Raw genomic sequence first — 25,871 nt, 5'->3', positions numbered from 1 at the left:
ATGGCCAGCGTCAAGGCGAGCGCTGCGGTCTCGCACGTCGGACGGGTCCGCTCGAACAACCAGGACTCCGGGTACGCCGGGCGCCGGCTGTTCCTCGTCGCCGACGGCATGGGCGGCCACGCCGGCGGCGACGTCGCGAGCGCGATCGCCACGCAGCGCATCGCCGAGGTCGCCGACACCGACTACCCGTCATCCGCCGAGGCCGTGGCCGCGCTCGAGCAGGCGCTGCTCTCGGCCAACCGCACGCTCGAGGAGACGGTCGCCGACCACTCGGAGCTGACCGGCATGGGCACCACGGTGAGTGCGATGCTCGTGCAGCAGGACCGCGTCGTCATCGCCCACATCGGCGACTCGCGCGTCTACCTCCTGCGTTCGGGCGAGCTGAGCCAGGTCTCCACCGACCACACGTTCGTGCAGCGACTCGTCGACGCCGGCCGCATCACCGCCGAGGAGGCCATGGTGCACCCGCGGCGCTCGGTGCTCATGCGCGTGCTCGGCGACGTGGAGGCCTCGCCGGAGATCGACACGCTCGTCATCGACACGCACCCGGGCGACCGGTGGATGCTCTGCTCCGACGGGCTCTCGGGCGTGGTCCCGTTCGACGAGATCCACGAGATGCTCTCGTCCGACGCAGGCGCGAAGCAGGTCGCCGACCGCCTCGTCAAGGCGTCCCTCGACGGCGGCGCGCCCGACAACGTCACCGTCGTCGTCGTCGACATCGGCGACCCGCCCGCGCCCGACACGCCGCCGCTCGTCGTCGGCTCCGCCGCCGCGCCGCTCGCCTTCGGCACGCCCGAACCCGCCCGGCGACCCGGCATCCGCCTCACCCCGTTCCGACCGCACCCGGTGCAGGAGACGCACTTCGAGCCGGACTCGGAGGAGTACTTCGACGAGCTGATCGAAGAGGACGAACGCCGACGCCGGCGCCGCCGGATGATCTGGAGCCTGTGGATCGTCCTCCTCATCGGCGCGATCGTCACCGCGTTCGTCGTCGGCTACCAGTGGACCCAGACCCGCTACTACGTGGGCGACTACAACGGGCGCGTGGCGATCTACCAGGGCATCCAGCAGGATCTCGGCCCGATCACCCTGAGCCAGCTGCACTCCGAGACGCCGATCGACATCGCCGACCTGCGGACCTACGACCAGCAACGCGTCGAACAGACGATCAGCGCCGGCTCCCTCGAGGAGGCGCGGCGGATCGTGGCGCGATTGGGGGAATCCGTTGACTGACCGCGCCACCCGACCCGACGAGCGCGCGCCCGCGACCGAGGGCGTCCGCCGCATCCGCCTGCCCCAGAAGCTGCGCAACCTCGAGTTCTGGCTGCTGCTCGCCGCGTGCCTCATCAACGCGGGCGCGATCGTGCTCGTGCAGCTCGGTGCGATGGGACGCGTCGACACCCAGCTCGTGCTGCTCGGCGCCGGCCTGTCGGCGCTCGTGTTCGGCCTGCACATCGCGATGCGGTTCGTCGCGCGCGACGCCGACCCGTTCCTCCTGCCGATCGCGACGCTGCTCAACGGCCTCGGCATCGCGATGATCTACCGCATCGACATCGCGTACGGCGACGCGGGCTGGCAGAGCGCCGCGGTACGCCAGATCGTGTGGAGCGCGATCGCGATCATCGCCGCGATCGCGACGATCCTGCTGCTGCGCAACCACCGGACCCTGTTCCGCTACACCTACGTGTCGGGACTCATCGCGATCGTGCTGCTCCTGCTGCCGCTCGTCCCGGGGCTCGGACGCGAGGTGAGCGGAGCGCGGGTCTGGATCGGATTCGGCGACATCGCCACGTTCCAGCCGGGTGAGATCGCGAAGATCGCGCTGGCCGTGTTCTTCGCCGGCTACCTCGTGCGCAACCGCGACTCGCTGTCCATGGTGGGCCGCCGGTTCCTCGGGATGAAGTTCCCGCGGGCCCGCGACCTCGGACCGCTGCTCGTGGTCTGGGCGCTATCGATGTCGGTCATCGTCTTCCAGCGCGACCTCGGAACGGCGCTCCTCTACTTCGGCCTGTTCCTCGTCATGCTGTACGTCGCGACCAGCCGGCTCTCCTGGGTCGTCCTCGGCCTGACGCTGTTCTTCGGCGGCGCGATCTTCGCGAGCCAGACGCTCGAGTACGTCAACGGCCGATTCCGGAACTGGCTCGACGCATTCAACCCCGAGGTCTACGAGGCGGCCGGCGGGTCCTACCAGCTCGTGCAGGGGCTGTTCGGGCTCGCGAACGGCGGCCTGATCGGTACGGGGCTCGGCCAGGGCCGTCCCGACCTCACGCCCGTGCCGCAGAGCGACTACATCATCGCGAGCCTCGGCGAGGAGCTCGGGCTCGCGGGCGTCTTCGTGATCCTCGGGCTGTACGTCCTCTTCGTCGCGCGCGGTTTCCGCATCGGGTTCGCCGGCCAGGACGACTTCGGCAAGCTCCTCGGCGTGGGCCTGTCGTTCGTGGTCGCGCTGCAGGTCTTCATCGTCGTCGGCGGCGTGACCCGCGTCATCCCCCTGACGGGCCTCACCACGCCGTTCCTCGCCGCCGGCGGATCCTCGCTCGTGGCGAACTGGATCATCGTGGCCCTCCTCCTCCGACTGTCCGACACGGTTCGCAACCACCCGAGGCTGGTGATCGACGGATGAACCGCGAGCTCAAGCGGGTGACGATCGTCGCCCTCCTCATGTTCCTGACGTTGTTCGTCGCGACGACCGTCATCCAGTACGTCCAGGCGTCGAACCTCGCCGCCGACCCGCGGAACGCGCGCACCCTGTACGAGAGCTACTCGGTCGAACGCGGACCCATCCTCGTCGGCGGGGAGCCCATCGCGTACTCCGAGCCGAGCGACGACGACTACAAGTTCCAACGGATCTACGCCAACGGGCCGCTCTACGCGCCCATCACCGGCTTCATCCCGGTGAACGGAGAGGCGACCGGCCTGGAGCAGTCGCTCAACCCCGTGCTGAGCGGCCAGTCCGAGTCCCAGTTCTTCGACTCCCTGAACCGGCTGATCTCCGGACAGGACCCCATGGGCGCCTCCGTGGAGGTCGCGATCGATCCGGTCGCGCAGCAGGCGGCCTGGGACGCGCTGGGCGACTACACGGGCGCGGTCATCGTGACCGAGCCCGCGACCGGCCGCATCCTCGCCATGGTCACCAAGCCCACGTACGACCCGAACGCCCTCGCAGTGCACAGCGGAACGCAGGTCGAGGAGACCTACCAGGCGCTCGTCGAGGATCCGGGCGACCCGCTCTTCAACCGCGCCACGGGCGGCGACATGAACCCGCCCGGATCGGTGTTCAAGCTCGTCATGACCGCCGCCGCGCTGGAGTCGGGGCAGTTCACGCCCGACAGCACCTTCCCCAACCCGGCCGAGTTCACGCTGCCCGGCACGAGCTCGGTCGTCCGCAACTCGAGCGGTGGCACGTGCGGCGGCGGCTCGGAGGTCACGCTGGCGACGGCGCTCCGGCTCTCGTGCAACATCCCGTTCGCCGAGCTCGCACTCCAGCTCGGCGACGACGCGATCCGCGCGCAGGCGGAGAAGTTCGGGTTCAACTCCAACTTCACGACGCCCAACCCGACCGAGACGAGCACGTACCCCGGCGACCCGGACGAGCCGCAGACCGCGCTCACCGGATTCGGACAGGGCGACGTGCGGGCGACGCCCCTGCAGATGGCGATGGTCTCGGCGGCGATCGCCAACGACGGGATCGTCATGAACCCCGACCTGGTCGACTCGATCACGGCACCCGACTTCCGCACGATCGAGGAGTTCTCGGCCTCGGAGTTCGGCCGTGCGATCAGCGCGCAGACCGCCCAGACGATGACCGAGATGATGGTCGACGGCGTCGAGAACGGCGCGGCGAGTAATGCAAGAATAGACGGCGTCAGCGTGGCCGGTAAGACCGGAACCGCGGAGAACGGCGAGGACGATCCATACACCCTCTGGTTCACCGGGTTCGCCCCCGCCGACGACCCTCAGTATGCGATCACGGTCCTCGTGGAAGACGGCGGGGGACTAGGTCAGGAAGGGTTCGGCAACGGTGTTGCCGCGCCGGTTGCGAAGAAGGTACTAGAGGCGGTGCTGAACAAATGAGACCGAGCGCAGGGCTCACCTTCGGTGGGCGCTACGAACTGCAGTCCCGGATCGCCATCGGCGGCATGGGCGAGGTGTGGCAGGCCACCGACCTCGTCATCGGGCGGCAGGTCGCCATCAAGATCCTCAAGGACGAGTACCTCGGCGACCCCGGTTTCCTCGAGCGGTTCCGCGCCGAGGCCCGCCACGCTGCGCTGGTCAACCACGAGGGCATCGCGAACGTCTTCGACTACGGCGAGGAGGAGGGCAGCGCCTTCCTCGTGATGGAACTCGTCCCCGGCGAGGCCCTCTCGACGATCCTCGAGCGCGAGCACGTGCTCCCCACCGACAAGGTGCTCGACATCGTCGCCCAGACCGCGAGCGCGCTGCAGGCGGCGCACGCCGCGGGCCTCGTGCACCGCGACATCAAGCCCGGCAACCTGCTCATCACGCCCGACGGGCGCGTCAAGATCACCGACTTCGGCATCGCCCGGATCGCCGACCAGGTGCCGCTCACCGCGACCGGCCAGGTCATGGGCACCGTGCAGTACCTCTCGCCCGAGCAGGCGTCCGGACACCCGGCCTCGCCGACGACCGACATCTACTCGCTCGGCATCGTCGCCTACGAGGCGCTCGCGGGCCGCCGTCCCTTCACCGGCGAGTCGCAGGTCGCGATCGCGATGGCGCAGATCAACGAGACGCCGCCCGACCTTCCGGTGACGGTGTCCGAGCCGGTGCGCAACCTCGTCTACTCGTGCATCGCGAAGAACCCGGCCGATCGGCCGCAGACCGCCGCGCACCTGGCGCGCGCGGCGAACGCCCTCCGTCGGGGCGACGTGCGCGGCGCTGCCGCCGCGGTCCCCGCGGTGCTCGGCGCCGCGGCCGGCGCGACCGCCGCCACGGCGATCCTGCCCCAGCAGTCCGGCCCGGGAACGGCCGCAACGACCGTCCTCCCGGCCGGCGCGGCCGCGGTCACCACGACCGAGACCGAGGAAGAGCTCGGCGAGCCTGAGAAGAAGAAGCGCAGCCCGTGGACCTGGCCGCTGATCGTGCTCATCATCCTGCTCGCGCTCGTGCTCATCGGCACGCTGATCGCCCTCGCCCTCGGCGGCGGCGACGACGAGCCGAACCCCACGCGCTCGACGCCGCCGCAGACCACGTCGGCACCTCCGCAGACGACGAGCGAGGCGCCCCCGCCGCCCACCTCTGAGGCGCCGCAGACCGTCGTCGTCGACCGCGCCGCCTACATCGGCCGGAACGTCGACGAGGTGCGCGCCGAGCTCGAGCAGGCCGGATTCGCCGTCACGACCCAGCAGGGTGCGGCGGCGACCTCGCCCGACCAGGCCAACACCGTCTCCGACGTGAACCCGAGCGGCACCCTCGCCGTCGGTTCCGCGATCACGGTCACCTACCTCGGCGCTCCCGAGACCCCGAGCGCCCCGGGCAACGCGCCCACCGTGAACCCGGCCGAGGTCGAGCCGGGCGGTCTCGTCGAGGTCAGCTGGCCCGCGGCGAGCTGCCCCTCCGGCCAACAGCTCAGCGGGTACGAGGTCGCCGTGACGGGAGACGCGACCGCGCCGAGCCCCGTCGGCGCCAACACGCGGAGCGTCAACGTGCAGGCCGGCAGCCAGTCGTTCGAGGTGACCTACCGGTACTTCTGCGGCCAGCTCGACTCGCCGTTCTCGCCGGCCGCCCCGGTGACCGTCGCGCCCTAGTCCGCAGCCGAGAGCCCTACCGATCGGAGGAACCGTGAACGATGAAGGTCGCATGCTCGCGGGTCGATACCGCGTGGGTGCGCTCATCGGGCGCGGTGGCATGGCCGACGTCCACGAGGGCACCGACACGCGCCTCGGCCGACAGGTCGCGATCAAGCTGCTGAAGCCCCAGCTCGCGACCGACCCGTCGTTCCGCATGCGGTTCCGGCAGGAGGCGCAGTCGGCCGCACGGATGGCGCATCCGACCATCGTGCGCGTCTTCGACGCCGGCGAGGAGACGGTGCTCGACCGCTCCGGTCATGAGGTGCAGCTGCCCTTCATCGTCATGGAGTACGTCGAGGGCCGGCTGCTGAAGGACATCATCCACGAGGGCCCGCTCGAGCCGCTCGCGGCGGCGCGCGTCATCGAGGGCGTCCTCACCGCGCTCGAGTACTCGCATCGCGCCGGGGTCGTGCACCGCGACATCAAGCCGGGCAACATCATGATCACGACCACCGGCCAGGTGAAGGTGATGGACTTCGGCATCGCGCGTGCGGTCTCCGACTCCGCCACGACGGTCGCGCAGACCACCGCGATCCTCGGCACGGCCTCGTACTTCTCGCCCGAGCAGGCGAAGGGCGAACCGGTCGACGCGCGCACCGACCTCTACAGCACCGGCGTCGTGCTCTTCGAGATGCTGACCGGGCGTCCGCCCTTCCGCGGCGACACCCCGGTCGCGGTCGCGTACCAGCACGTGAGCGAGCGGCCGGTCAAGCCGAGCGTCATCAACCCCAAGGTCTCGCCCGCCCTCGATGTCGTGGTCCTGCACGCGCTCGCGAAGGACCGCGACATCCGCTACCAGACCGCCGCGGAGTTCCGGGCCGAGGTCGAGGAGGCGGCGGCGGGCCGGGTGCCCGTGAATCGGAAGGTCGACGAGACGGCGCTGTTCTTCGGCACCGACACCGGGTCGCTGTCGACGTCCGAGCTGGCCCTGCGCCAGCTCGCCGAGGACGACACGATGACGCGCACGCAGCGGCGCCCACCGGCGATCTGGATTTGGTCGGGCATCATCGCGGTCGTCGTCATCGTCGTCGCGGTCATGTACTGGGCCTTCAACCTCCAGCCCGCCGACGACCTGCCGTCGAACGCGAGGCAAGTGCCTTCGCTCGCCGGCGCGACGTGGGAGGAGGCGGCGAACGAACTGCAGGCGCTGACGCTCCCCGCGACGCGGATCGACGAGACGAACGACACCGTGCCCGCGGGCGAGGTGATCCGGACCGAGCCCGCCGAGGGCGAGATCGTCGACACGGGCACGCCGATCCGGGTGTTCATCTCGACGGGTCGCGAGGCGGTCGCGGTCCCGGATGTCGTGAACAAGACGCTCGAGGAGGCCAAGGCCGACCTCGAGGGCGCGGGACTGGTGGCCGGAAGCGAGACACGGCAGAACTCTCCGACCGTCGCAGCGGGCACGGTGCTCGGCACCGATCCGGAGGCCGGCGCCTCGGTCGAGACCGGATCGACGGTCAACTTCACGGTCTCGAGCGGCAACGTCACGCTGCCCGACCTCACCGGCCAGTCGCTGCAGGCCGCCTCGTCGTACCTCGGCTCCTCCACGCTGCAGCTCACGCCCGTGCCCGTGCCCGATCCGGACTGCCCGTCGCAGGCCGGGTCGCCGGTCGTGCGCCAGTCGCTGGCGCCCGGCGACGTGCCGCAGAAGTCCGAGGTCGAGCTCGTCTACTGCGCGGGCTGAGCGACCCTGACGAGCGGGTTCAGCGCGCGTGCGCGCTCGGACGCCTCGGCGAGTCCGGTGTCGGCGAGCCAGTTGCCGAGCATGCGGTAGCCGCCCTCGGTCAGCACCGACTCCGGGTGGAACTGGACGCCGTGGATCGGCGCGGACTCGTGCCGGAGTCCCATGATGACCCCGCCCTGCGTGCGGCTGGTCACCACGAGGTCGCTCGGCACGGTGCCGTCCACGACGGCGAGCGAGTGGTACCTGGTCGCCGTGAACGGCTGCGGCACGCCCGCGTAGAACGCGCTGTCGTCGTGCACGATGCGCGACGTCTTGCCGTGCATGAGCTCCTCGGCGTTCGTGACCGTCGCTCCGAACGCCTCCGCGATCGCCTGGTGTCCGAGGCACACTCCCAGCAGCGGTTGCCCCGACTCGAGCGCGGCGTCGACCACGGGGATCGAGACGCCCGCGTCGGCGGGCTTGCCCGGTCCGGGCGAGATGAGGACGCCGTCGTACTCGGCGATGCGTGCGGCGACGTCCGCCACGGCGATGTCGTCGTTGCGGACGACCTCGGTCTCGGCGCCGAGCTCCTGCAGGTAGCCGTTCAGCGTGTAGACGAAGCTGTCGTAGTTGTCGATGACGAGGATCCGGGTCATTGCTCCACCGTGACGTCGATTGGGTTGACGATGCCGTCCAGCCAGGGGAAAACCCAGGTGAACAGCGCGAACACCACTGCGGCGGCGATCACCGCGAGCAGCAGGATGCGGACCCAGACGGGTCCGGGAAGGATGCGCCAGAGCGCTGCGTACACGTCCTACTCCCCCCACGCCGCGACCTGCGCGGCGATCTCGTCCGGCGGGCCGGCGCTGATGGGCTGCCACGACTCGAGGACGCCGTACGCGATGATGCGCTCGGCGGTCGAGTAGAGGGGGTTGCAGCTCGTGAGCGTGATGATGCGGTCCGTGGGCTGGAGGTCCGGTCGGTGCGGCACGGGCGCGAGCACGTCGACCGTGTCGGGCGTGACGTACTCGAAGTCGCGGAACCGGTAGGTGTACCAGCCGTCGCGCGTCTGGATGAAGATGCCGTCGCCGAGCTGCAGCTGCTCGATCTCGTGCATCCCGCCGCCGTACGCGCTGCGATGCGAGGCGATGGCGAAGTTGCCCACCTCGCCGGGCATCTGCGTTCCGGGGTAGTGGCCGACCCCGAGCTGGAAGCTGTTGAGCACGTCGAGGCCGATGCCCTCGGCGATCCCGCGCTGGGAGTTCTCGCCGAACCGCGGCACGTACATGACCGCGAAGGCCTCGCCGTTGCCGTACGCGGTGGTGTCGACGACGGGGTCGCCGTAGCCCTCGGGCGAGGGCGGCGGGGTGTCGCCGTGCTGGGCCCGCGCCTGTTCGCGCCACTCCGACGAGAGCACGGATGCCGCATCCGACTGCTGCGACGCCATGATGGCGTCGTTCCACCAGAGCTGCCAGCCCAGGAAGAGCAGGATGAGGACGCCGGCCGTGACGAGGAGTTCGCCGAGGACGCCGACGAAGCTCACCCGGGAACGCGCGGGTTCGGGCGCGCCGGATCGCTCGGGCCGTTCCTCGGCGTCGGCGGGATCGACCCGGTCCTCGATCAGGCCTCCGGGCATACGGGCGATTCTATTCGCCCTCGGATGTGCGGTCTCCGAGTGCCCGCGGCGGATCGACTAGAATCTCGGGCATGGCACGCACGAATTCTTCGAAGCCCGCTCGCGCGGAGCAGCCGAGCGGCGAGGACGCGCCGAATCCCGTCTGGTTCAAGCCCGTCATGTTCGGGTTCATGCTGCTCGGCCTCCTCTGGATCATCGTGTTCTACGTGAGCCAGGGTGCGCTTCCGGTGGCCGACCTCGGGTCGTGGAACATCCTGATCGGGTTCGGCATCGCCTTCATCGGCTTCCTGATGACCACACGCTGGCGCTGACCGGCGACGATACGAAGGGGGCGGATGCTGCGGCATCCGCCCCTTCGTCGTATCTCTGCACAGTGTTATCCACATCATCCACAGGGTTCTCCACACCATCCACAAGCTGTGGACGCCGGGAAAACGCGGATTTCCGGACGATGTTCGGAATCACACCGGTGTAACTCTCCCCAACTGTGGACAGCGTTGTGGATAACCCCGACTCGAGGCCGCACCCCGCTCAGAAGAGCGGAAGGTAGAAGTACCGCAGCGAGAGCACCACCAGCACGGCCACCAGGGCCGCGAGCAGGCCGACCTGGAGCCCGCGCTGGTCGCGCTTGCGCGTCTCGACGTAGATGAGGCCGACGAGGGCGCCGCCGATGAGGCCGCCGAGGTGGGCCTGCCACGAGATGTTGAAGCCCGGCACGAACCCGATGACGAGGTTGATGCCGACGAGGATGAGCAGCTGGGTCGCGTTGCCGCCCAGGCGGCGCTGGATGACGAGGAACGCGCCCATGAGGCCGAAGATCGCCCCCGAGGCGCCGACGACGCCCGTGCGCGGGTCGGCGAGCCACAGCACGGCGACCGAGCCCGCGAACCCCGAGATGAGGTACAGCGTCAGGAACCGCCACCGCCCGAGCACGCCCTCGAGCAGCTGGCCGAAGATCCACAGCGTGTACATGTTCAGGGCCACGTGGAAGAGCAGCCCGGTCGAGTGCACGACGAGCGCGGTCAGCATGCGCCACGGCTCGAAGTTGAACGGCAGCGAGTACACGCCCGCATAGAGCAGGCGGTCGGTCACCGCCAACCCCGGGATGAGCTGCAGCACGAAGACCACCAGCGTCACGCCGATGATCGAGTAGGTGACGACGGGCGCCCCGCGCTCCGCGGCCGACCGCGCCCGCGTCAGCACGGCGGGCTTGGTCCGCGGCGCCGTCGCGCGCTGCTCGCGCATGCACTCCGGGCAGATCACCCCGACCGGAGCCGGCGTCTGGCACTCACCGCAGATCGTGCGGCCGCACCGCTGGCAGAGCACGAAGCTCTGGCGGTCCGGATGCCGGTAGCAGAAGCTCTCGCGCTCGGGCGCCGCGTCGCTCACCGTCGGGGACTCAGCGGCGGTCGACCGTGATCTTCTCGATCACGACGTCGTCGAGCGGACGGTCGCGGCCGTCGGTCGGCACGGCGGCGAGCTTGTCGACCACCGCCTGGCTCGCGGCATCCGTCACCTTGCCGAAGATGGTGTGCTTGCCGTGCAGCCACGTGGTCGGGCCGACCGTGATGAAGAACTGCGAGCCGTTCGTGCCGCGACCGCCCTGGATGCCGGCGTTCGCCATGGCCAGGACGTAGGGCTCGGAGAAGTCGAGCTCGGGGTGGATCTCGTCGTCGAAGCGGTAGCCCGGGCCGCCCACGCCCTGACCGAGCGGGTCGCCGCCCTGGATCATGAAGCCGGGGATGATGCGGTGGAAGATGACGCCGTCGTACAGCGGGTCGGTGGACTTCTGGCCGGTGGCGGGGTGGGTCCACTCGATCTCGCCCGTCGCGAGGCCGATGAAGTTCTCGACGGTCTTGGGGGCGTGGTGGCCGTACAGATCGACCTTGATGTCGCCGTGGTTGGTGGTGATCGTCGCGACTGCGGTGGGATTCGGCATGACGTCGATTCTCGCACGTGGGGATTCGCCGCGCGGTATGCAACCCCCCGTACTCCCACCCCACATCCAGCCGGTTCGGTGGCAGGATGGAGGAGTTCGCTGCACAACGATGGAGGTCGAGATGAGCCTGTCACGCAAGCGCCGGAAGGAACTCAAGCGGCTGCGCAGCAGTGCAGAGGAACTGTGGGGGGGCCAGCAGGACGTGCTCGACCAGGCGGCCAAGGTCGCCCGCGAGGCGAGCCACCAGCTGAACCTGCTCGCGCAGGAGGAGGTCGTTCCGCGAGTGCGCACGGGCTACGAGAGCTACGTCCGTCCGGGCCTCGACCAGGCCCGCACGGTCGCCCGAGGCGCCGGCCGGACCGCCGAGCGTGCGCTCGGCACGGCACTGGGCGCGATCATGTCCGTCGGCGACGTCGCCAACGACACGCGGGTCCGCCGCGCGCTCGCGCGCGTGTCGCCGCGTGCCGCTGCGGTGGTGAAGCAGAAGCAGGGTCCCGGCGTAGGTACGTACCTCGCCATCGGGGCCGGAGTGATCGCCGCGGCCGGTGTGGCCTACGCGGTCTGGCAGACGTTCCGCGCCGACGACGAGCTGTGGGTCGCCGACGACGAGCCGATGCCGTCGGCATCGAGCACGGCCGGCTCCGAGGCCAGCCCGTCGCCGGTGATCTGACGCACCACGGTTTCTCGAAGGCCCTCGCCCATCCGGGCGGGGGCCTTCGCCGTGTTCGGGGCACGCTCGCGCACGCGCTCCGGCTCGCACTCGAGCACGAACTCGAGGCGCCAGTGGGCGCTTTCACCAGATTCTGGGAATTCCCTTGCAATCCGATCGCGGTTCCCGCTAATGTCGTCTCTCGGCCCGCCACGACGGCAAACGAGAGGAGGCGAGACCCACATGATGATCCGGCACACGCACACCCCGATCCGCGCTGAGGTCGCCTTCCTCGGCGCCCCCTTCGCGGCCTGCTGACCGTTCGCGCTCGCGCGCTGACCGCAGGGTCCGCACCCGCCTGACGATGCTCGCTCGTTCCTGAGCAGCGCCCGTCACACCGGCATCCGCTCATCGCTCCGCGTCTCCCGACGCCTCGAGCCGCCGGCCACTCCCCTCGACTCGATCCGAGCGGCTCCTCCGCGTCCATGCCGACGACGGATGCCGCCGCGCGACGTCCCGGGGCTCCCACTCGTCTCCTCCCGGTGCGCGTTGCCGCGCGCGCCATCCGTTCGCACCACCTCCGAAGAAGGACACCACCGTGAACACCGCACTCACCGCCCAACGTTCGACCGCTCAACCGGCGCACGCCGTTCGAGCCGGAGCCGGCCGCCTGCAGGAGCGCCTCGCGCGCCGTGCGGGCCTCGCGCTCCTGGCGTGGAGCCGGGCCTCCGAGGCACGTCGCCTCCGCGAGGACCCGCGCCGTCGCGCGGAGCTCCAGCGCGAGGCCGACCGCCTGCGCGAGTCGAACTTCACCACCCTCGCCCTGCTGGCCCGGACGCTCTGATCGTCATGGCCACCGTGCAGGACCCGACCGCACGGCCCCGTCCGCCCGCCGGACGGGGCCGTCGCCGTCTCCGGGGCTGGCGCGCTCAGCGCTTCGGCAGGATGCCGGCGGCGGGTTGCTCGTCGTTCATGCGCAGGGCGATGTCCAGCAGGCTCACCCGGGTCAGGTTCCGCACCTCGTCGAGCGGGAACCAGCGGGCCTCGTCGCTCGAGCCGCCGACCTCGTTGCGCAGTTCGCCGCCGGTCACGCGCGCGCGGTAGACGACCCGCATCGCGTAGAGCGAAGCCGAACCGTGGTGCCGTCTCGCCGCGGGCACCACCATCGTGTCGATCCCCAGGAGCCGCTCGATCTCGGCGTCGTAGCCGGTCTCCTCCTGGATCTCGCGGATCGCGGCGTCGTAGGGATGCTCGGGCAGTTCGATCCCCCCGCCGGGCAGGGTCCACGCCGAGCGCCCGTGCTCGTTCCAGTGCGAGAGCAGGATGGCATCGTCGCGGATGATGACCCCGTACGCGGCGATGCGGATGTCCATCACGCCACTGTATTACCCGGCCCGCAGATCGAGGAGCACCGTCTGGCCGTCCGAGCCGGTGCGACGCGACGCGCGCCACCCCTGCGCCCGCGCATGCTCGGCGGCGGCGCTCCACTGCGACCGGTGCAGCTCGATGATTGCCCGTCCGTCCGGGCGCAGCCATCCTGCGAGCCCGGTCACGAGATCGCGCACGTGATCGAGGCCGTCCGCGCCGGCGAACAGCGCGGCCGGCGGCTCGTGCTCGAGCGCCTCTCGGGGCACGAGATGTCGATCGCCGTCGGGCACGTACGGCGGCACGGATGCCGCGAGCGAGACCCGACCGCGAAGCGCCATGGGAAGGTGCGCGAGCCCGGCGCCCTGGTACACCTGCGCGCCGGACGGCAGGTTCCGTCGCGCGAACCGGAGCGGTGTCGCGTCGACGTCCGTGACGTGGATCTCGGCCGTCGGAACCGCGGCGGCCACCGTGGCCGCGATCGGGGCGACGCCGCAGAAGGGCTCCAGCACGACCGGCTCGTCCTGCGCCCGCACGACCCGCACGGCGGCGCGCGCCAGCAGCAGCGAGCGCTGGCGCGGAACGAACACGCCCGGTCCGACCTCGAGGCGGAGCGGACCGAAGCGGACCCAGCCCACGAGCGGCTCGATCGGCTCACCTGCGACGCGGCGGGCGACGAGCGAGGCGAGCTCGGCGTCATCCCTCGCCGCATCGAGCAGGATGGCGGCCTCCTCCTCGGCGAACACGCTCCCGGCCGCGCGGAGCCGGTCGGCGATCGCCCGTGCGCGCCCCGACGACGGCGAGCCGGTGCCCATGACGACGACCGTATCAACCGGCGGCGACGTCATCGGCGTTCCGAGACGCCGACGGCGGCCCGGATGTGTGGATTCCGGACCGCCGACGACGGTGCCTCGCGCGTCAGGGGTGCGTTCAGCCGGCGCAGATCCCGCGCGCAGTCTCGTTCTTGCCCTGGCCGCCCGCTGCCTTGACGACCTCCCCGACGCCGTTGAAGCCGAGCGCGCCCTCGGTGTTGAGGGTCTTGTGGATCTGGCCGAAGCACGCGGCGTCGGCGGGCGCGGCGTGCGCGGCGCCGGCGAAGCCGAACGTGGCGAGTCCGGCGATGAATCCGGTGGCGAGAATGCGCTTCATTGGACTTCCCCTTCTGTCGTCGGGTGCGTGTTCACCCGTCATCCAGTACTACCGGCGGAACCGCGGAAACGGATGCACCTGAATGGGAAATTCTTCGGAGGGCGACTCCGCCCGGGTCACGGCGCGAGTCGTACGGCGCCGTCGGGGAAGCCGAAGACCGCCCCGTCGGCGAGCATGCGGTCGAGCGCGGCGTCGACGCCCCGGGCCGTGCCCGACGACGGCTGGTTCAGGTGCGCGATGACGATCGACCCCGGCGTGGCCGATCGAACGGATGCCTCGACCGTGCCGGCGTCGAACGTCGCACCGGCATCGCCGTTGACGTCGAACCCCACGACCGTCTCGCCGAGATCCCCGACGATGCGGACGGCCACCTCGTCGTAGTGCGCGGTGCCCGATCGGAACCAGCGGGGCGGGCGCCCGACGAGCTCGGTGAGCGCCTGGTGGTTGGTCCACACCTCGTCGATGACCTCGCGCACCGAGCCCGTGCCCTGGATGCCGTACGCGGAGCGCCCGTTCACGGAGAGCGGGCGGTGGACGGTGCCGTGGTTGGCCAGCTCGAAGAAGGGCACTGCGGCCAGCTCCCGTGCGAGTTCGGGATTCGCCTCGATCCAGCGGAGGTTGAGGAAGAGGGTCGCCGGGACCTCCCGCCGGCGCAGCGCATCGATGAGGGTGAGATCGACCCCGCTGCCACCGGACCCGCCGCAGCCGTCGAACGTGAGCGCGATCGCCGTGCTGCCCTCGGGCGCCCGGTTCACCACGCCCGTCACGTGGAGGCCCCACTCGGCCGGAACCGCGGTGCGGTAGCGCTCCTCGATCGCCGCGAGGTCCGGGGCCGCGGGGACCGTCGGAGTCGGCGTGGGCGTCGGGGTCGGCGTCGGGGTGGGCGTGGGGCGCGCCCCGCCCGACGGCGACGGGGTCGGCGCGGCGGATCCGCTGGAGGGCTGCGGGGCGCAGGCGCCGAGCGTCGCAACAGCGGTCGAGGCCGCGATCCACGTGAGGGCGGTGCGTCGGGAGAGCGTCACAGGGGCCTCGTCATCGATGACTGCCGGGAAGGTCGGACTCCCGCGAGGGAGGTCGGCCATGCCGACGGAGTGTGGAGCCTAGGAGATTCGAACTCCTGACATCCTGCTTGCAAAGCAGGCGCTCTACCAACTGAGCTAAGGCCCCGAGGCGGATGGCGTGGCATCCGGTTGTGGAGTTATCGGAGTGGGGCTACCAGGACTTGAACCTGGGACCTCTTCGTTATCAGCGAAGCGCTCTAACCGCCTGAGCTATAGCCCCGAATTTCGGCCGAAGGACAGACTACCCGACCCTGCGGGAATCTCCGAATCGAGCCGGAGCCGGTCGATCAGCTGTTGGTGAAGCCGACCAGGATGCCGCCCGTGATCTTCACGCTGAGGTTGTACAGCACCGCCACGACGGCGCCGAGGGCGGTCGTCACGACGAGGTTCAGCAGCGACACGATGACGGCGAAACCCATCACGTTGCCGAGCGAGAAGAACGTGCGCAGGTCGGTGCCGGCGCCCGCGACATCCTGGACCAGGCTGTTCACCTGCTCGAAGATGCCGGTCGAGCTCAGCACCGTGAAGACGAGGAACGACGCCACGATGTTCACCACCGCGAGGCACACGGCGACCAGGAAGGACAGCTTCACCGCCGACCAGAAGTCGATGTACACCAGGCGCAGGCGCACCTGCTTGCCCGGGGGCTTGCGGTTGGTCTTCTTGGCCAGCTTGTCGGCGACGCTACTCATGACGGTCACTCCTCTCCCGCGGTCTCGGCCGCATCGGTCTCGGCGGCCTCCTCCGCGAGATTCCGCTCGGAATTCTTCGCGATGGCGATGATGCGATCATCGGCGACGAACTTCGCGAAGACCACGCCCATCGTGTCCCTGCCCTTGGCGGGGACCTCGGCGACGTCAGAGCGTACCACCTTGCCGCTGGCAAGAACCACGAGCACCTCGTCGTTGCGCGAGACGATGAGCGCGCCGGCGAGCGTGCCGCGATCGTCGTTCAGCTTGGCCACCTTGATGCCGAGTCCGCCTCGCTGCTGCTTGCGGTACTCCTCGACGCGGGTGCGCTTGGCATAGCCGCCCTCGGTGACGATGAACACGTACGCGTCGGAGGGGCTCGTCTTCTGGCCCGACGCGTCCGGCGGTGCCGCGGCGGCCTCGGCGGCCTCGGCCTCGGTCGACCCCGGCACGACGGATGCCGCGAGCAGCTCGTCGCCGGCGCGGAAGCTCATGCCCTTCACACCCGACGTGGCGCGCCCCATGGGGCGGAGCGCGTCATCCGTCGCCTCGAAGCGGAGCGACATGCCCTTCTTCGACACGAGCAGGATCTCGTCGTGCTCGTCGACCAGCATCGCGGAGACGAGCTCGTCGCCGTCGCGGAGGTTGATCGCGATGACGCCGCGCGAGCGGTTGGTGTCGTACGCGGTCAGCTCCGTCTTCTTCACGAGGCCGTCGCGCGTCGCGAGGACGAGGTACTTCGCGACCTCGTAGTCGCGGATGTCGAGGATCTCGGCGATCTGCTCGTCAGGCTGCAGCTCGAGGAGGTTGGCGACGTGCTGGCCCTTGGCGTCGCGGCCGCCCTCCTGCACCTCGTACGTCTTCGCCCGGTACACGCGGCCCTGGTTGGTGAAGAACAGGAGCCAGTGGTGGGTCGTCGTGACGAAGAAGTGGTCCACGACGTCATCCGCTCGCAACTGCGCGCCCTTGACGCCCTTGCCGCCGCGATGCTGCGACCGGTAGTTGTCGCTGCGCGTGCGCTTCACGTAGCCGCCGCGCGTGACCGTGACCACCATCTCCTCTTCGGGGATGAGGTCCTCCATCGACATGTCGCCGTCGAACCCGGGCACGATGTGCGTGCGGCGCTCGTCGCCGAACTTGTCGACGATCTCGGCGAGTTCGTCGGAGACGAGTCCGCGCTGGCGGGACTCGTCGGCGAGGATCGCCTGGTACTCGGCGATCTGCTCCTCGAGCTCGGCGAGGCGGTCGATGATCTTCTGGCGCTCGAGGGCCGCGAGGCGGCGCAGCTGCATGGCGAGGATCGCGTCGGCCTGGAGCTGGTCGACGTCGAGGAGCTCCATGAGCCCGGTGCGGGCCTCGTCGACGTCGGGCGACCGGCGGATGAGCGCGATGACCTCGTCGAGCGCGTCGAGCGCCTTCACGTACCCGCGCTGGATGTGCGCCTGCGCCTCGGCCTCCTTGAGGAGGTACCGGGTGCGACGGACGATGACCTCGATCTGGTGGTCGACCCAGTGGGCGATGAAGCCGTCGATCGGCAGCGTGCGCGGCACGCCGTCGACGATCGCGAGCATGTTCGCGCCGAAGTTGTCCTGCAGCTGCGTGTGCTTGTACAGGTTGTTCAGCACGACCTTGGCCACCGCGTCGCGCTTCAGCACGATGACGAGTCGCTGGCCGGTGCGACCCGACGACTCGTCGCGGATGTCGGCGATGCCGCTGAGCTTGCCGTCCTTCACGAGGTCGGCGATCTTGATCGCCAGGTTGTCGGGGTTCACCTGGTACGGCAGCTCGGTGACCACGAGGCACGTGCGGCCCTGGATCTCCTCCACGTTGACCACGGCGCGCATCGTGATCGAGCCGCGGCCCGTGCGATAGGCGTCGAGGATGCCGCGGGTGCCGAGGATCTGGGCGCCCGTCGGGAAGTCGGGCCCCTTGATGCGCTGGATCAGCGCCTCCTGCAGCTCCTCGCGCGTGGCGTCCGGGTGCTCGAGGTACCACTGGGCACCGGCCGCGACCTCGCTCAGGTTGTGCGGCGGGATGTTCGTCGCCATGCCGACCGCGATGCCGACCGAGCCGTTGACCAGCAGGTTCGGGAAGCGCGACGGCAGGATTGTCGGCTCCTGCGTGCGACCGTCGTAGTTGTCGCCGAAGTCGACGGTGTCCTTCTCGATGTCGCGCACCATCTCGAGCGCGAGCGGGGCCATCTTCGTCTCGGTGTACCGGGGCGCCGCCGCGCCGTCGTTGCCGGGCGAACCGAAGTTGCCCTGGCCGAGCGCCAGCGGGTAGCGCATCGACCACGGCTGCACGAGGCGGACGAGCGCGTCGTAGATCGCCGTGTCGCCGTGCGGGTGGAACTGGCCCATGACGTCGCCGACGACGCGCGAGCACTTCGAGAACGCCTTGTCGGGCCGGTACCCGCCGTCGTACATCGCGTAGATGACGCGGCGGTGCACGGGCTTCAGGCCGTCGCGCACGTCGGGCAGCGCGCGCCCGACGATGACGCTCATGGCGTAGTCGAGGTACGACCGCTGCATCTCGAGCTGGAGGTCGACCTGGTCGATGCGACCGTGGATGCCGTTGCCCTCGCCGTTCTCGTCGGCGCCCGGGTTCACGATGTCAGATGTCAAGGAAGCGCACGTCCTTCGCGTTCTTCTGGATGAAGCTGCGGCGCGACTCCACGTCGTCGCCCATCAGGGTCGAGAAGATCTCGTCGGCCGCGGCCGCGTCGTCCATGGTGACCTGCAGGAGGGTGCGGGTCTCCGGGTTCATCGTCGTGTCCCAGAGCTCCTGGTGGTTCATCTCGCCGAGACCCTTGTAGCGCTGCACCGCGTTGTCCTTCGGGATCCGCTTGCCCTGCGCGAGCCCGTCCTCGAGCAGAGCATCGCGCTCGCGGTCGGAGAAGACGTACTCGTGGTCGGCGTTGGACCACTTGATGCGGTACAGCGGCGGCTGCGCGAGGTACACGTAGCCGAGCTCGATGAGCGGCCGCATGTAGCGGAAGAGCAGCGTGAGCAGCAGCGTCGTGATGTGCTGGCCGTCGACATCCGCGTCGGCCATGAGCACGATCTTGTGGTACCGGACCTTCTCGGGGTCGAAGTCCTCGCCGAGCCCGGCGCCGAATGCCGTGATCATCGCCTGCACCTCGGCGTTCGCGAGGGCCCGGTCGAGCCGCGCGCGCTCGACGTTGAGGATCTTGCCGCGGATCGGGAGGATCGCCTGCGTCTCGGGGTTGCGGCCCTGGACGGCCGAGCCGCCGGCCGAGTCGCCCTCGACGATGAAGATCTCGGAGATCGACGGGTCCTTCGACTGGCAGTCCTTCAGCTTGCCGGGCATGCCGCCCGACTCGAGCAGGCCCTTGCGCCGGGTCGCCTCGCGCGCCTTGCGCGCCGCCAGGCGCGCGGTCGCGGCCTGAAGCGCCTTCCGGATGACCTCCTTGGCCGCGTTCGGGTTGCGGTCGAACCAGTCGCCGAGCTGCTCGCTCGTCACGCGCTGCACGTACGACTTGGCCTCGGTGTTGCCGAGCTTCGTCTTGGTCTGCCCCTCGAACTGCGGCTCCGAGAGCTTGACCGAGATGACGGCGGTGAGCCCCTCGCGGACATCCTCGCCGGAGAAGTTCGCGTCCTTCTCCTTCAGGAGGTTCTTCTCGCGCGCGTACCGGTTCACGAGCGTCGTGAGCGCTGCGCGGAAGCCCTCCTCGTGGGTGCCGCCCTCGTGGGTGTTGATCGTGTTGGCGTAGGTGTGCACCGACTCCGTGTAGGCCGTGGTCCACTGCATCGCGACCTCGAGAGCGATGTGGCGCTCGGTGTCCTCCGCCTCGAACGAGATGATCTCGTCGTTGACGAGGTCGGTCTTCTTGGAGCGGTTGAGGTACTCGACGTAGTCGACCAGGCCGCGCTCGTACAGGAAGCTGTCGTGGCGGTGACCCTGCTCGTCCTCCTCGCCGTCCGAGAGCTGCGAGATCTCGCGCAGGTCGGTGAGGTTGATGCGGAGCCCCTTGTTGAGGAACGCGTACTGCTGGAAGCGCGCGCGGAGCGTCTCGTAGTCGAACTCGACGGTCTCGAAGATGTCCTCGCTCGGCCAGAAGGTGATCGAGGTGCCCGTGGCATCCGTCGTCTCGCCCTGCTCGAGCGGCGCGTCGGGCACGCCGACCGTGTAGGACTGGCGCCACACGTGGCCCTGGCGCTTGACCTCGACCTCGAGGCGCGACGAGAGCGCGTTGACGACCGACGAGCCGACGCCGTGGAGGCCGCCGGAGACCGCGTACCCGCCGCCGCCGAACTTGCCGCCGGCGTGGAGCACCGTGAGCACGACCTCGACAGTGGATCGCCCCTCGGTCTTGTGGATGTCGACGGGGATGCCGCGGCCGTTGTCGACCACGCGGACCCCGCCGTCGGCGAGGATCGTGACGTCGATGGTGTCGCAGTGACCCGCGAGCGCCTCGTCGACCGAGTTGTCGACGATCTCGTACACGAGGTGGTGCAGGCCGCGCGGACCCGTCGAGCCGATGTACATACCCGGCCGCTTGCGGACCGCTTCGAGGCCCTCGAGAACCTGGATCGCGTCGGCGCCGTATTCCGGCGTCTGCTGGGCCTTCGTCGGTTCCGCTGTCATGGGTGAATCGGGCTCCAAACCGTCGTTCTGGCGACCCTTGATCCTATCAACAACGCGACCGGTCCAAGGCGCTCCGCGCCGATCTGCGGCCTCGTGAGCGCCCGAGTGACCGATTTTGCCCTCTCAACCGTAGGTGTCGCGCGGACCACGCCCTGGAACCGATCTGGGACCCCTTTTCCAGGTGGGGGCGTCCGGCCCTTGGAAGCGGATGTTCTCCACACCCGCATTCGGGTACCGCTCGGCGATCGCGCGGAGCAGTTCCGATCGCATCATCCGCAACTGGGTCGCCCACGCCGTCGACTCGCAGCGCACCTGCAGCATCCCGCCCTCGATCGCGATCGGCTCGGAGTGCTGCGCGATCTCGGGGCCGGCGATGTCGGGCCACGTCGCGAGCAGCTCGTGCTGCGACAGCGGACCGCTCCAGCCGAGTTGCGCGGTGAGGGCGTCGATCGTCGCACCGAGCGGCTTCGGGTCGCGCCCGGGCGCGAACGGCTCGCTGCCGGCGGCCTCACGCTGGCGCGTGCGGGCGCGGCCCGGCCGGATCCGGGGCTCACCGCCGAAGATCTCGCGGAAGTGCTGGTAGGTGCGCGCCGCCTCAGACACCGGACGCCTCCGCCTCGAGCGTGACGTCGGCGCCCGGATCCGTCGGAGCATCGACCACGCGGCCCGCGTCGATGTGGATCACGCGGCCCGCCAGGGGTTCGGGCACGTCTTCCAGCACGGCCGCGGTGATCAGCACCTGCTCGTATTCGCCGATCGCCGCCGCCAGCCGCTCGCGCCGGCGACGGTCGAGTTCGGCGAACACGTCGTCGAGCACCAGGACCGGATCGCCCGTGGCCGAGTCCCGGCGGAGCAGCTCGGCCGACGCGAGCCGGAGCGCGAGCGCGAACGACCATGACTCGCCGTGGCTCGCATACCCCTTGGCGGGCAGGCCGTTGAGCAGCAGGAGGACGTCGTCGCGGTGCGGACCGGCGAGGGTGACCCCGCGCTCGAGCTCGCGGCGCCGCAGCGCCGTCAGCGCGGCGGCGAACCGCTCGGCCGTGCCGGGCCGGTCGGCGGCGGCTTCGAGGGCCGTCGCGGTGCCGCCGGATGCGGCATCCGTCGTCTCGTCGTCGGGATCGGCACCGTCGATCGACAGGACGGGCTGGAGTTCCGGGCGGTGGTCGGCGTCGACGATCGAGCGGTAGGCGGCGGCGAGCGGCTCGCGGAGCTCGTCGACGAGCTCGAGGCGGCGATCGATGAGCTCGGCGCCGAGGCCGACGAGGCGCTCATCCCAGATGTCGAGCGTCGTGAGCTGCGCTGCGGCGAGACCGCGGGCGCGGGCGCTCTTCAACAGCGAGTTGCGCTGCTTGAGCACGCGCTCGTAGTCGGCCATGACCCCCGCCAGGCGCGGGATGCGCTGCACGAGCAGGCCGTCGAGCATGCGGCGGCGCACCGACGGCTCGCCGCGGACGATCGCCAGGTCCTCCGGAGCGAACAGGACGGTGTGGGCGTACCGCGGCAGGTCGCGGGGCTTCGCCGCGGCGCGGTTCACCTGCGCCCGGTTCGCACCCTGGCGGTTGAGCTGCAACTCGAGGAGCACCTCGCGACCGCCGTGCGACAGGACGGCGCGCACCACCGCCGCGTCGGCACCCGCGCGGATCAGCGCCTGGTCGCTCGAGACCCGGTGCGAGCCGAGTGTGGCGAGGTAGCCGATCGACTCGACCAAGTTCGTCTTGCCCTGGCCGTTGCGGCCGACGATGACCGTCGCGCCCGGCTCGAACGCGAGCTCGGCCGTGCGGTAGTTGCGGTAATCGGTGAGCGAGAGCCTGGCGACGTGCACGATGCGGCTCCCTTCCTGCGAACCACCACGCTACCCGGCCCCGCGGACATCGCCGCCGGCGGTCAGCGCAGGAGGAGGTTCGGCTGCAGCAGGTAGCGGTAGCTGTCGGCGCCCGCCTGCTCGCGCGAGGTCTGGCTCGTGATGAGCACCGGACCGGGCTTGTTCGGGTTCTCGGTCTTGGTGAACGAGATGCGCACGAACTCGCTCGGCACCGCCTGCAGGCCGTCGAGCAGGAACTGCGGCTTCAGCGAGACGACGGTCTCGTCACCGGTGAGGATCGCGTCGATCGACTCCGACGCCTGGGCCTGCTCCGAGCCGATCGCCTCGAGGGTGAGGCCTTCGGCCGTGAACGTGTAGCGGAGCGCGGCCTCGCGCTCGAGCACGAGCGCGACGCGTCGGGTCGCCTCGATGAGCTCGGCCGTGTTCATCACGGCGTAGTTGTCGACGGTCTCGGGGAACAGCCGGCGCACGGGCGGGAAGTTGCCCTTGATGAGCAGGCTCGTGACGGTCTTCCGGTCGGCCGAGAACGCGATGAGCTCGCGGTCGTCGCGGCTCGTGATGGCGATGGAGAGGTTGCCGGAGTGGCCGAAGGTCTTGCCGACCTCCTGCAGCGTGCGTGCGGGCACGAGCGCGGTCAGGGCGTCGACGCCCTCGCCGGCCACGCCGCCGCCGTCCCACTCGATCTCGCGGATCGCGACCCGGTACCGGTCGGTCGCGACGAGGCTCACGTTGTTCTCGCGCACCTCGAGCTGCACGCCGGTGATGACCGGGGTGACGTCGTCGCGCGACGCGGCGACCGCGACCTGCGAGACGGCCGAGGCGAACTCCTCCGCCGGCACGAGCCCGGTCTGCTCACCGATCTCGGGGATCGAGGGGTACTCCTCGACCGGCATCGAGAGGAGGGTGAAGCTCGCCGAGCCGCACGTCACCGAGATGCGCGACTCCTCGGTCGATACCTTCACCGGGGCGTTCGGCAGGCGGCCGGCGATCTCGGCCAGCAGTCGTCCGGAGACCAGGACGGTGCCGGGCTCCTCGACGTCGGCCTTGATCTCGGTGCGCGACGACACCTCGTAGTCGAACGAGGAGAGGACGAGGCCGTCGTCGTTCGCCTGGATCAGCACCCCCGACAGGATCGGCAGGGTCGTGCGCTGCGGGAGCAGCTTGACGGCGAAGGACACGGCCTCACTGAAGACGTCGCGATTGACCTGGAACTTCACGGTTCTCCCGTCGTGGAGGTGCTGGATGGCTCCCATGCTATCCGCACGGTCACTCCGGACGCGGGGCATTTCCGCACGCACGCGCCCGAAGCGGAGCGCCGCCGTCCGAGGTTGTCGGACGCCGCGGATTAACCATCTGTCTCTTAACGGTGTTAACCGGTGTGGAAACTGTGGATGGCGTTCGGAGATGCCCGGAACGACGGGGCGAGCGGCCCGTCCGGGCTGTGCACGGTGTGTGGAGATCCCCGTGGCGAGGGCTCGACGTCTCCGACGCGTGTTCGGAGTTCTGCACAGGTCGACACACGGTGTGCACAGTCGCGACGTGGTTGCTCGTTAACAATCCACAGATTGTCCACACCTGTGTGGAATTGGCTCAGGCGTTTCGCAGGTACGCCGAACGACCCCCGGTCGACCCCGCTGGTGCGGCGGTGTCGAGGGGCGAGCGGATGCCGGCGGCATCCGCTGCACGGACGCGATCAGCGGAAGCGGGCCTGCTGCTTGATGCGCGCGGTGAGCTCGGTCACCTGGTTGTAGATCGAGCGACGCTCCTTCATGAGCTCCGAGATCTTCTTGTTCGCGTACATCACCGTCGTGTGGTCGCGGTTGCCGAACAGCTGCCCGATCTTCGGCAGGCTCAGGCTCGTGAGCTCACGGCAGAGGTACATCGCGATCTGCCGCGCTGTCGCGACCGCCTGGGACCGGCTCGACCCGTACAGGTCGTCGACCGTGAGCTTGAAGTACTCGGCCGTCGCCGTGATGATGTCGACCGGCGCGACGACGTTGTCGGTGTCATCCGTGATGAGGTCCTTCAGCACCGTCTGCACGAGCGGCATGTCGACCGGCGTGCGGTTCAGGCTCGCGAACGCCGTCACCCGGATCAGCGTGCCCTCGAGCTCGCGGATGTTGCTCGACACCTTCGACGCCATGTACTCGAGGATGTCGTCGGGCACCTGGAGGCGCTCGTTCTGCGCCTTCTTGCGCAGGATCGCGATGCGGGTCTCGAGGTCGGGCGCCTGCACATCGGTGATGAGGCCCCACTCGAACCGGCTGCGCATGCGGTCCTCGAAGCCGGTCAGGTGCTTCGGCGGCACGTCGCTCGTGATCACGACCTGCTTGTTGTGGTCGTGCAGCGTGTTGAACGTGTGGAAGAACGCCTCCTGCGTCTCCGCCTTGCCCTGCAGGAACTGGATGTCGTCGATCAGCAGGATGTCGATGTTGCGGTAGCGCTGCTGGAAGAGCGAACCGCGGTTGTTCGCGATCGAGTTGATGAAGTCGTTCGTGAACTCCTCCGACGACACGTACCGAACGCGGATGCCGGGATAGAGGCTCATCGCGTAGTGGCCGATGGCGTGCAGGAGGTGCGTCTTGCCGAGGCCCGAGTCGCCGTAGATGAACAGCGGGTTGTAGGCCTTCGCGGGGGCCTCGGCCACGGCGACCGCCGCGGCGTGGGCGAAGCGGTTCGACTGGCCGATGACGAAGCTGTCGAACGAGTACTTCGGGTTCAGGCGGGCATCACGCGGACGGTCGGGGTTCGTCGGACTGTCGAACACCGACTGGTGCGACGCCGGCAGCTCCACCGGGTCGGGCAGGCCGTCGGATGCCGCGCCCCCGAGCCCCGCGCCGTCGCCGAGCGCTCCGCCCGGGCCGGCGTGATCGACCGACGGCCGCACGTCCTCCAGCTCGGGATTCACGACGACGTAGAACGAGGTCACCGGCGACGGCGCGTCGATCGCGCTCATCGCGGAGAGGAGGGAGACGCGCATGCGCTGGTTGAGCATGCTCGCCGTGAAGTCGTTCGGGACCTCGAGGTAGAACGTGCCCGCCGCGATGCCCTTCGGCTCCACCAGGTTCAGGAAGCCCTGGAGCATCGGCGTGATCGCCTCATCTCCCGACAACCGGTCGAGGACCGTCGCCCACGTGTCGGAAATGGGCTGTTCTGTCATCGCTCCCCGCAATCTCGCACCGTCGTCCGGCCGCTCGTCGCTCCCCCGAACGACAGGTGGAGCGGCCCGAAGGCTCTGTTCACAGCGTTCTCCACGGCCTGTGAGCGAAGTTGCGAGAAGCGCGAGATTCCGCCGCACAGGCTGGGGATAACTGGGTTCACACGCTAGCGAATGCGAGTGCCCCCGACAAATGCCGATCGGCGGATCCACGACGCGCGGGCGTGTCGTTCCGCGCGGCAAGCTGGGGATCGGTGGAGAATATCCGGTTCGGGGTGCGCTCGGTTTGACCGCCGCATCCGCAGGCCGTAGTTTTAATC

General features: G+C 69.7%; 24 protein-coding genes and 2 tRNA genes. 8 read left to right on the top strand and 18 right to left on the bottom strand.

All coding sequences use genetic code 11. The features are described from left to right. The 5 genes from M1L56_RS15075 to pknB are packed head-to-tail and all read left to right on the top strand — an operon-like array spanning nucleotide 1 to nucleotide 7,497. Nucleotides 1–1,233, top strand: a complete 1,233-nt coding sequence (locus M1L56_RS15075) for a Stp1/IreP family PP2C-type Ser/Thr phosphatase (RefSeq protein ID WP_248599851.1) — start codon at nucleotides 1–3, stop codon at nucleotides 1,231–1,233. Next, nucleotides 1,226–2,623, top strand: a complete 1,398-nt coding sequence (locus M1L56_RS15070) for an FtsW/RodA/SpoVE family cell cycle protein (protein ID WP_248599850.1) — start codon at nucleotides 1,226–1,228, stop codon at nucleotides 2,621–2,623. Before M1L56_RS15075 ends, M1L56_RS15070 begins: the two co-directional genes overlap by 8 nt. Further along, entirely contained in the window at nucleotides 2,620–4,074 is a 1,455-nt protein-coding gene (locus M1L56_RS15065) for a penicillin-binding protein 2 (RefSeq protein WP_067947577.1), read from the top strand. Before M1L56_RS15070 ends, M1L56_RS15065 begins: the two co-directional genes overlap by 4 nt. Beyond that, entirely contained in the window at nucleotides 4,071–5,768 is a 1,698-nt protein-coding gene (locus tag M1L56_RS15060) for a serine/threonine-protein kinase (protein WP_248599849.1), read from the top strand. Before M1L56_RS15065 ends, M1L56_RS15060 begins: the two co-directional genes overlap by 4 nt. Before the next feature lie 52 nt (nucleotides 5,769–5,820). Further along, on the top strand, nucleotides 5,821–7,497 hold the full coding sequence (pknB, locus tag M1L56_RS15055) for a Stk1 family PASTA domain-containing Ser/Thr kinase (protein ID WP_248599905.1): 1,677 nt from the start codon (nucleotides 5,821–5,823) through the stop codon (nucleotides 7,495–7,497). Here pknB and M1L56_RS15050 read toward each other — a convergent pair. Genes M1L56_RS15050 through M1L56_RS15040 form a run of 3 tightly spaced genes read right to left on the bottom strand, consistent with a single transcriptional unit; the run spans nucleotide 7,482 to nucleotide 9,112 of the window. Further along, nucleotides 7,482–8,132, bottom strand: coding sequence for an aminodeoxychorismate/anthranilate synthase component II (locus M1L56_RS15050; protein WP_248599848.1), 651 nt, complete (start codon nucleotides 8,130–8,132; stop codon nucleotides 7,482–7,484). The two genes, pknB and M1L56_RS15050, sit on opposite strands and share 16 nt — an antisense overlap. Continuing rightward, nucleotides 8,129–8,287 carry a hypothetical protein gene (locus M1L56_RS15045; RefSeq protein WP_197466980.1) on the bottom strand — a complete coding sequence of 53 codons (159 nt, stop codon included), beginning with the start codon at nucleotides 8,285–8,287 and terminating at the stop codon, nucleotides 8,129–8,131. Before M1L56_RS15045 ends, M1L56_RS15050 begins: the two co-directional genes overlap by 4 nt. 3 nt (nucleotides 8,288–8,290) lie before the next feature. After that, nucleotides 8,291–9,112 (bottom strand): class E sortase, encoded by an 822-nt coding sequence (locus tag M1L56_RS15040; protein WP_248599847.1) that lies wholly within the window; start codon nucleotides 9,110–9,112, stop codon nucleotides 8,291–8,293. Nucleotides 9,113–9,183: 71 nt separating this feature from the next. On the opposite strand from M1L56_RS15040, the gene M1L56_RS15035 reads away from it, so the two are divergent. Further along, nucleotides 9,184–9,423, top strand: a complete 240-nt coding sequence (locus tag M1L56_RS15035; protein ID WP_248599846.1) for a cell division protein CrgA — start codon at nucleotides 9,184–9,186, stop codon at nucleotides 9,421–9,423. A 220-nt stretch (nucleotides 9,424–9,643) separates the two neighbouring features. Here M1L56_RS15035 and M1L56_RS15030 read toward each other — a convergent pair whose 3' ends face one another. Next, on the bottom strand, nucleotides 9,644–10,501 hold the full coding sequence (locus M1L56_RS15030; protein ID WP_248599845.1) for a rhomboid family intramembrane serine protease: 858 nt from the start codon (nucleotides 10,499–10,501) through the stop codon (nucleotides 9,644–9,646). Between the two features lie 10 nt (nucleotides 10,502–10,511). Beyond that, a complete protein-coding gene (locus tag M1L56_RS15025) occupies nucleotides 10,512–11,051 on the bottom strand; it encodes a peptidylprolyl isomerase (RefSeq protein ID WP_067947568.1) in 540 nt (179 codons plus the stop codon). Nucleotides 11,052–11,172: 121 nt separating this feature from the next. Here M1L56_RS15025 and M1L56_RS15020 point away from each other — a divergent pair, with 121 nt between their 5' ends. Both M1L56_RS15020 and M1L56_RS15015 read left to right on the top strand, forming a co-directional pair. Beyond that, nucleotides 11,173–11,721, top strand: a complete 549-nt coding sequence (locus M1L56_RS15020; protein ID WP_248599844.1) for a hypothetical protein — start codon at nucleotides 11,173–11,175, stop codon at nucleotides 11,719–11,721. Between the two features lie 577 nt (nucleotides 11,722–12,298). Then, complete coding sequence (locus tag M1L56_RS15015) at nucleotides 12,299–12,544, top strand: hypothetical protein (protein WP_248599843.1); 246 nt, start codon at nucleotides 12,299–12,301, stop codon at nucleotides 12,542–12,544. An 85-nt stretch (nucleotides 12,545–12,629) separates the two neighbouring features. Here the strand turns inward: M1L56_RS15015 and M1L56_RS15010 are convergent, their stop codons facing one another. The 13 genes from M1L56_RS15010 to dnaA form a co-directional block, all read right to left on the bottom strand. Further along, nucleotides 12,630–13,073 carry an NUDIX hydrolase gene (locus M1L56_RS15010; RefSeq protein WP_248599842.1) on the bottom strand — a complete coding sequence of 148 codons (444 nt, stop codon included), beginning with the start codon at nucleotides 13,071–13,073 and terminating at the stop codon, nucleotides 12,630–12,632. A 12-nt stretch (nucleotides 13,074–13,085) separates the two neighbouring features. Next, a complete protein-coding gene (locus M1L56_RS15005) occupies nucleotides 13,086–13,880 on the bottom strand; it encodes a hypothetical protein (RefSeq protein WP_248599841.1) in 795 nt (264 codons plus the stop codon). 115 nt (nucleotides 13,881–13,995) lie between these two features. Next, nucleotides 13,996–14,214: a hypothetical protein gene (locus tag M1L56_RS15000; protein ID WP_067947553.1), complete on the bottom strand. Its 219-nt coding sequence runs from the start codon at nucleotides 14,212–14,214 to the stop codon at nucleotides 13,996–13,998. A gap of 116 nt (nucleotides 14,215–14,330) precedes the next feature. Next, on the bottom strand, nucleotides 14,331–15,236 hold the full coding sequence (locus M1L56_RS14995) for a polysaccharide deacetylase family protein (protein ID WP_308198882.1): 906 nt from the start codon (nucleotides 15,234–15,236) through the stop codon (nucleotides 14,331–14,333). 72 nt (nucleotides 15,237–15,308) lie between these two features. Continuing rightward, nucleotides 15,309–15,381 (bottom strand) — tRNA-Ala (locus M1L56_RS14990). Nucleotides 15,382–15,421: 40 nt separating this feature from the next. Continuing rightward, a tRNA-Ile gene (locus M1L56_RS14985) sits at nucleotides 15,422–15,495 on the bottom strand. A 67-nt stretch (nucleotides 15,496–15,562) separates the two neighbouring features. Beyond that, nucleotides 15,563–15,967 carry a DUF3566 domain-containing protein gene (locus M1L56_RS14980; protein WP_067947550.1) on the bottom strand — a complete coding sequence of 135 codons (405 nt, stop codon included), beginning with the start codon at nucleotides 15,965–15,967 and terminating at the stop codon, nucleotides 15,563–15,565. 5 nt (nucleotides 15,968–15,972) lie between these two features. Next, entirely contained in the window at nucleotides 15,973–18,495 is a 2,523-nt protein-coding gene (gene gyrA, locus M1L56_RS14975) for a DNA gyrase subunit A (protein WP_374257004.1), read from the bottom strand. 82 nt (nucleotides 18,496–18,577) lie between these two features. Continuing rightward, entirely contained in the window at nucleotides 18,578–20,572 is a 1,995-nt protein-coding gene (gyrB, locus tag M1L56_RS14970) for a DNA topoisomerase (ATP-hydrolyzing) subunit B (protein WP_067947548.1), read from the bottom strand. A gap of 123 nt (nucleotides 20,573–20,695) precedes the next feature. Next, nucleotides 20,696–21,175, bottom strand: a complete 480-nt coding sequence (locus M1L56_RS14965) for a DUF721 domain-containing protein (protein ID WP_067947547.1) — start codon at nucleotides 21,173–21,175, stop codon at nucleotides 20,696–20,698. Next, entirely contained in the window at nucleotides 21,168–22,394 is a 1,227-nt protein-coding gene (gene recF / locus M1L56_RS14960; RefSeq protein WP_248599840.1) for a DNA replication/repair protein RecF, read from the bottom strand. The genes M1L56_RS14965 and recF overlap by 8 nt, the downstream gene beginning before the upstream one ends. A gap of 62 nt (nucleotides 22,395–22,456) precedes the next feature. Then, nucleotides 22,457–23,611: a DNA polymerase III subunit beta gene (gene dnaN / locus M1L56_RS14955; RefSeq protein ID WP_248599902.1), complete on the bottom strand. Its 1,155-nt coding sequence runs from the start codon at nucleotides 23,609–23,611 to the stop codon at nucleotides 22,457–22,459. Nucleotides 23,612–24,087: 476 nt separating this feature from the next. Further along, complete coding sequence (gene dnaA, locus M1L56_RS14950) at nucleotides 24,088–25,554, bottom strand: chromosomal replication initiator protein DnaA (protein ID WP_248599839.1); 1,467 nt, start codon at nucleotides 25,552–25,554, stop codon at nucleotides 24,088–24,090. Between the last annotated feature and the right edge of the window lie 317 nt (nucleotides 25,555–25,871).

The organism is Agromyces sp. C10 (assembly GCF_023217995.1).
GTDB classification, from domain to species: Bacteria; Actinomycetota; Actinomycetes; order Actinomycetales; family Microbacteriaceae; genus Agromyces; species Agromyces indicus.
The sequence above is the reverse complement of the archived record's forward strand: the minus strand, read 5'-3'. Positions and strand labels throughout refer to the sequence as shown.

Excerpts from the sequence above, each read along its gene's own strand:
- M1L56_RS15065 (WP_067947577.1), top strand. The coding sequence starts at position 2,620 with ATGAACCGCGAGCTCAAGCGGGTGACGATCGTCGCCCTCCTCATGTTC.
- M1L56_RS15040 (WP_248599847.1), bottom strand. The coding sequence starts at position 9,112 with ATGCCCGGAGGCCTGATCGAGGACCGGGTCGATCCCGCCGACGCCGAG.
- M1L56_RS15010 (WP_248599842.1), bottom strand. The coding sequence starts at position 13,073 with ATGGACATCCGCATCGCCGCGTACGGGGTCATCATCCGCGACGATGCC.
- pknB (WP_248599905.1), top strand. The coding sequence starts at position 5,821 with ATGCTCGCGGGTCGATACCGCGTGGGTGCGCTCATCGGGCGCGGTGGC.
- M1L56_RS15035 (WP_248599846.1), top strand. The coding sequence starts at position 9,184 with ATGGCACGCACGAATTCTTCGAAGCCCGCTCGCGCGGAGCAGCCGAGC.
- M1L56_RS15075 (WP_248599851.1), top strand. The coding sequence starts at position 1 with ATGGCCAGCGTCAAGGCGAGCGCTGCGGTCTCGCACGTCGGACGGGTC.
- dnaA (WP_248599839.1), bottom strand. The coding sequence starts at position 25,554 with ATGACAGAACAGCCCATTTCCGACACGTGGGCGACGGTCCTCGACCGG.
- M1L56_RS14980 (WP_067947550.1), bottom strand. The coding sequence starts at position 15,967 with ATGAGTAGCGTCGCCGACAAGCTGGCCAAGAAGACCAACCGCAAGCCC.
- M1L56_RS15000 (WP_067947553.1), bottom strand. The coding sequence starts at position 14,214 with ATGAAGCGCATTCTCGCCACCGGATTCATCGCCGGACTCGCCACGTTC.
- M1L56_RS15020 (WP_248599844.1), top strand. The coding sequence starts at position 11,173 with ATGAGCCTGTCACGCAAGCGCCGGAAGGAACTCAAGCGGCTGCGCAGC.
- M1L56_RS15060 (WP_248599849.1), top strand. The coding sequence starts at position 4,071 with ATGAGACCGAGCGCAGGGCTCACCTTCGGTGGGCGCTACGAACTGCAG.
- gyrA (WP_374257004.1), bottom strand. The coding sequence starts at position 18,495 with ATGCAGCGGTCGTACCTCGACTACGCCATGAGCGTCATCGTCGGGCGC.
- gyrB (WP_067947548.1), bottom strand. The coding sequence starts at position 20,572 with ATGACAGCGGAACCGACGAAGGCCCAGCAGACGCCGGAATACGGCGCC.
- M1L56_RS15025 (WP_067947568.1), bottom strand. The coding sequence starts at position 11,051 with ATGCCGAATCCCACCGCAGTCGCGACGATCACCACCAACCACGGCGAC.
- M1L56_RS15050 (WP_248599848.1), bottom strand. The coding sequence starts at position 8,132 with ATGACCCGGATCCTCGTCATCGACAACTACGACAGCTTCGTCTACACG.
- M1L56_RS15005 (WP_248599841.1), bottom strand. The coding sequence starts at position 13,880 with ATGGGCACCGGCTCGCCGTCGTCGGGGCGCGCACGGGCGATCGCCGAC.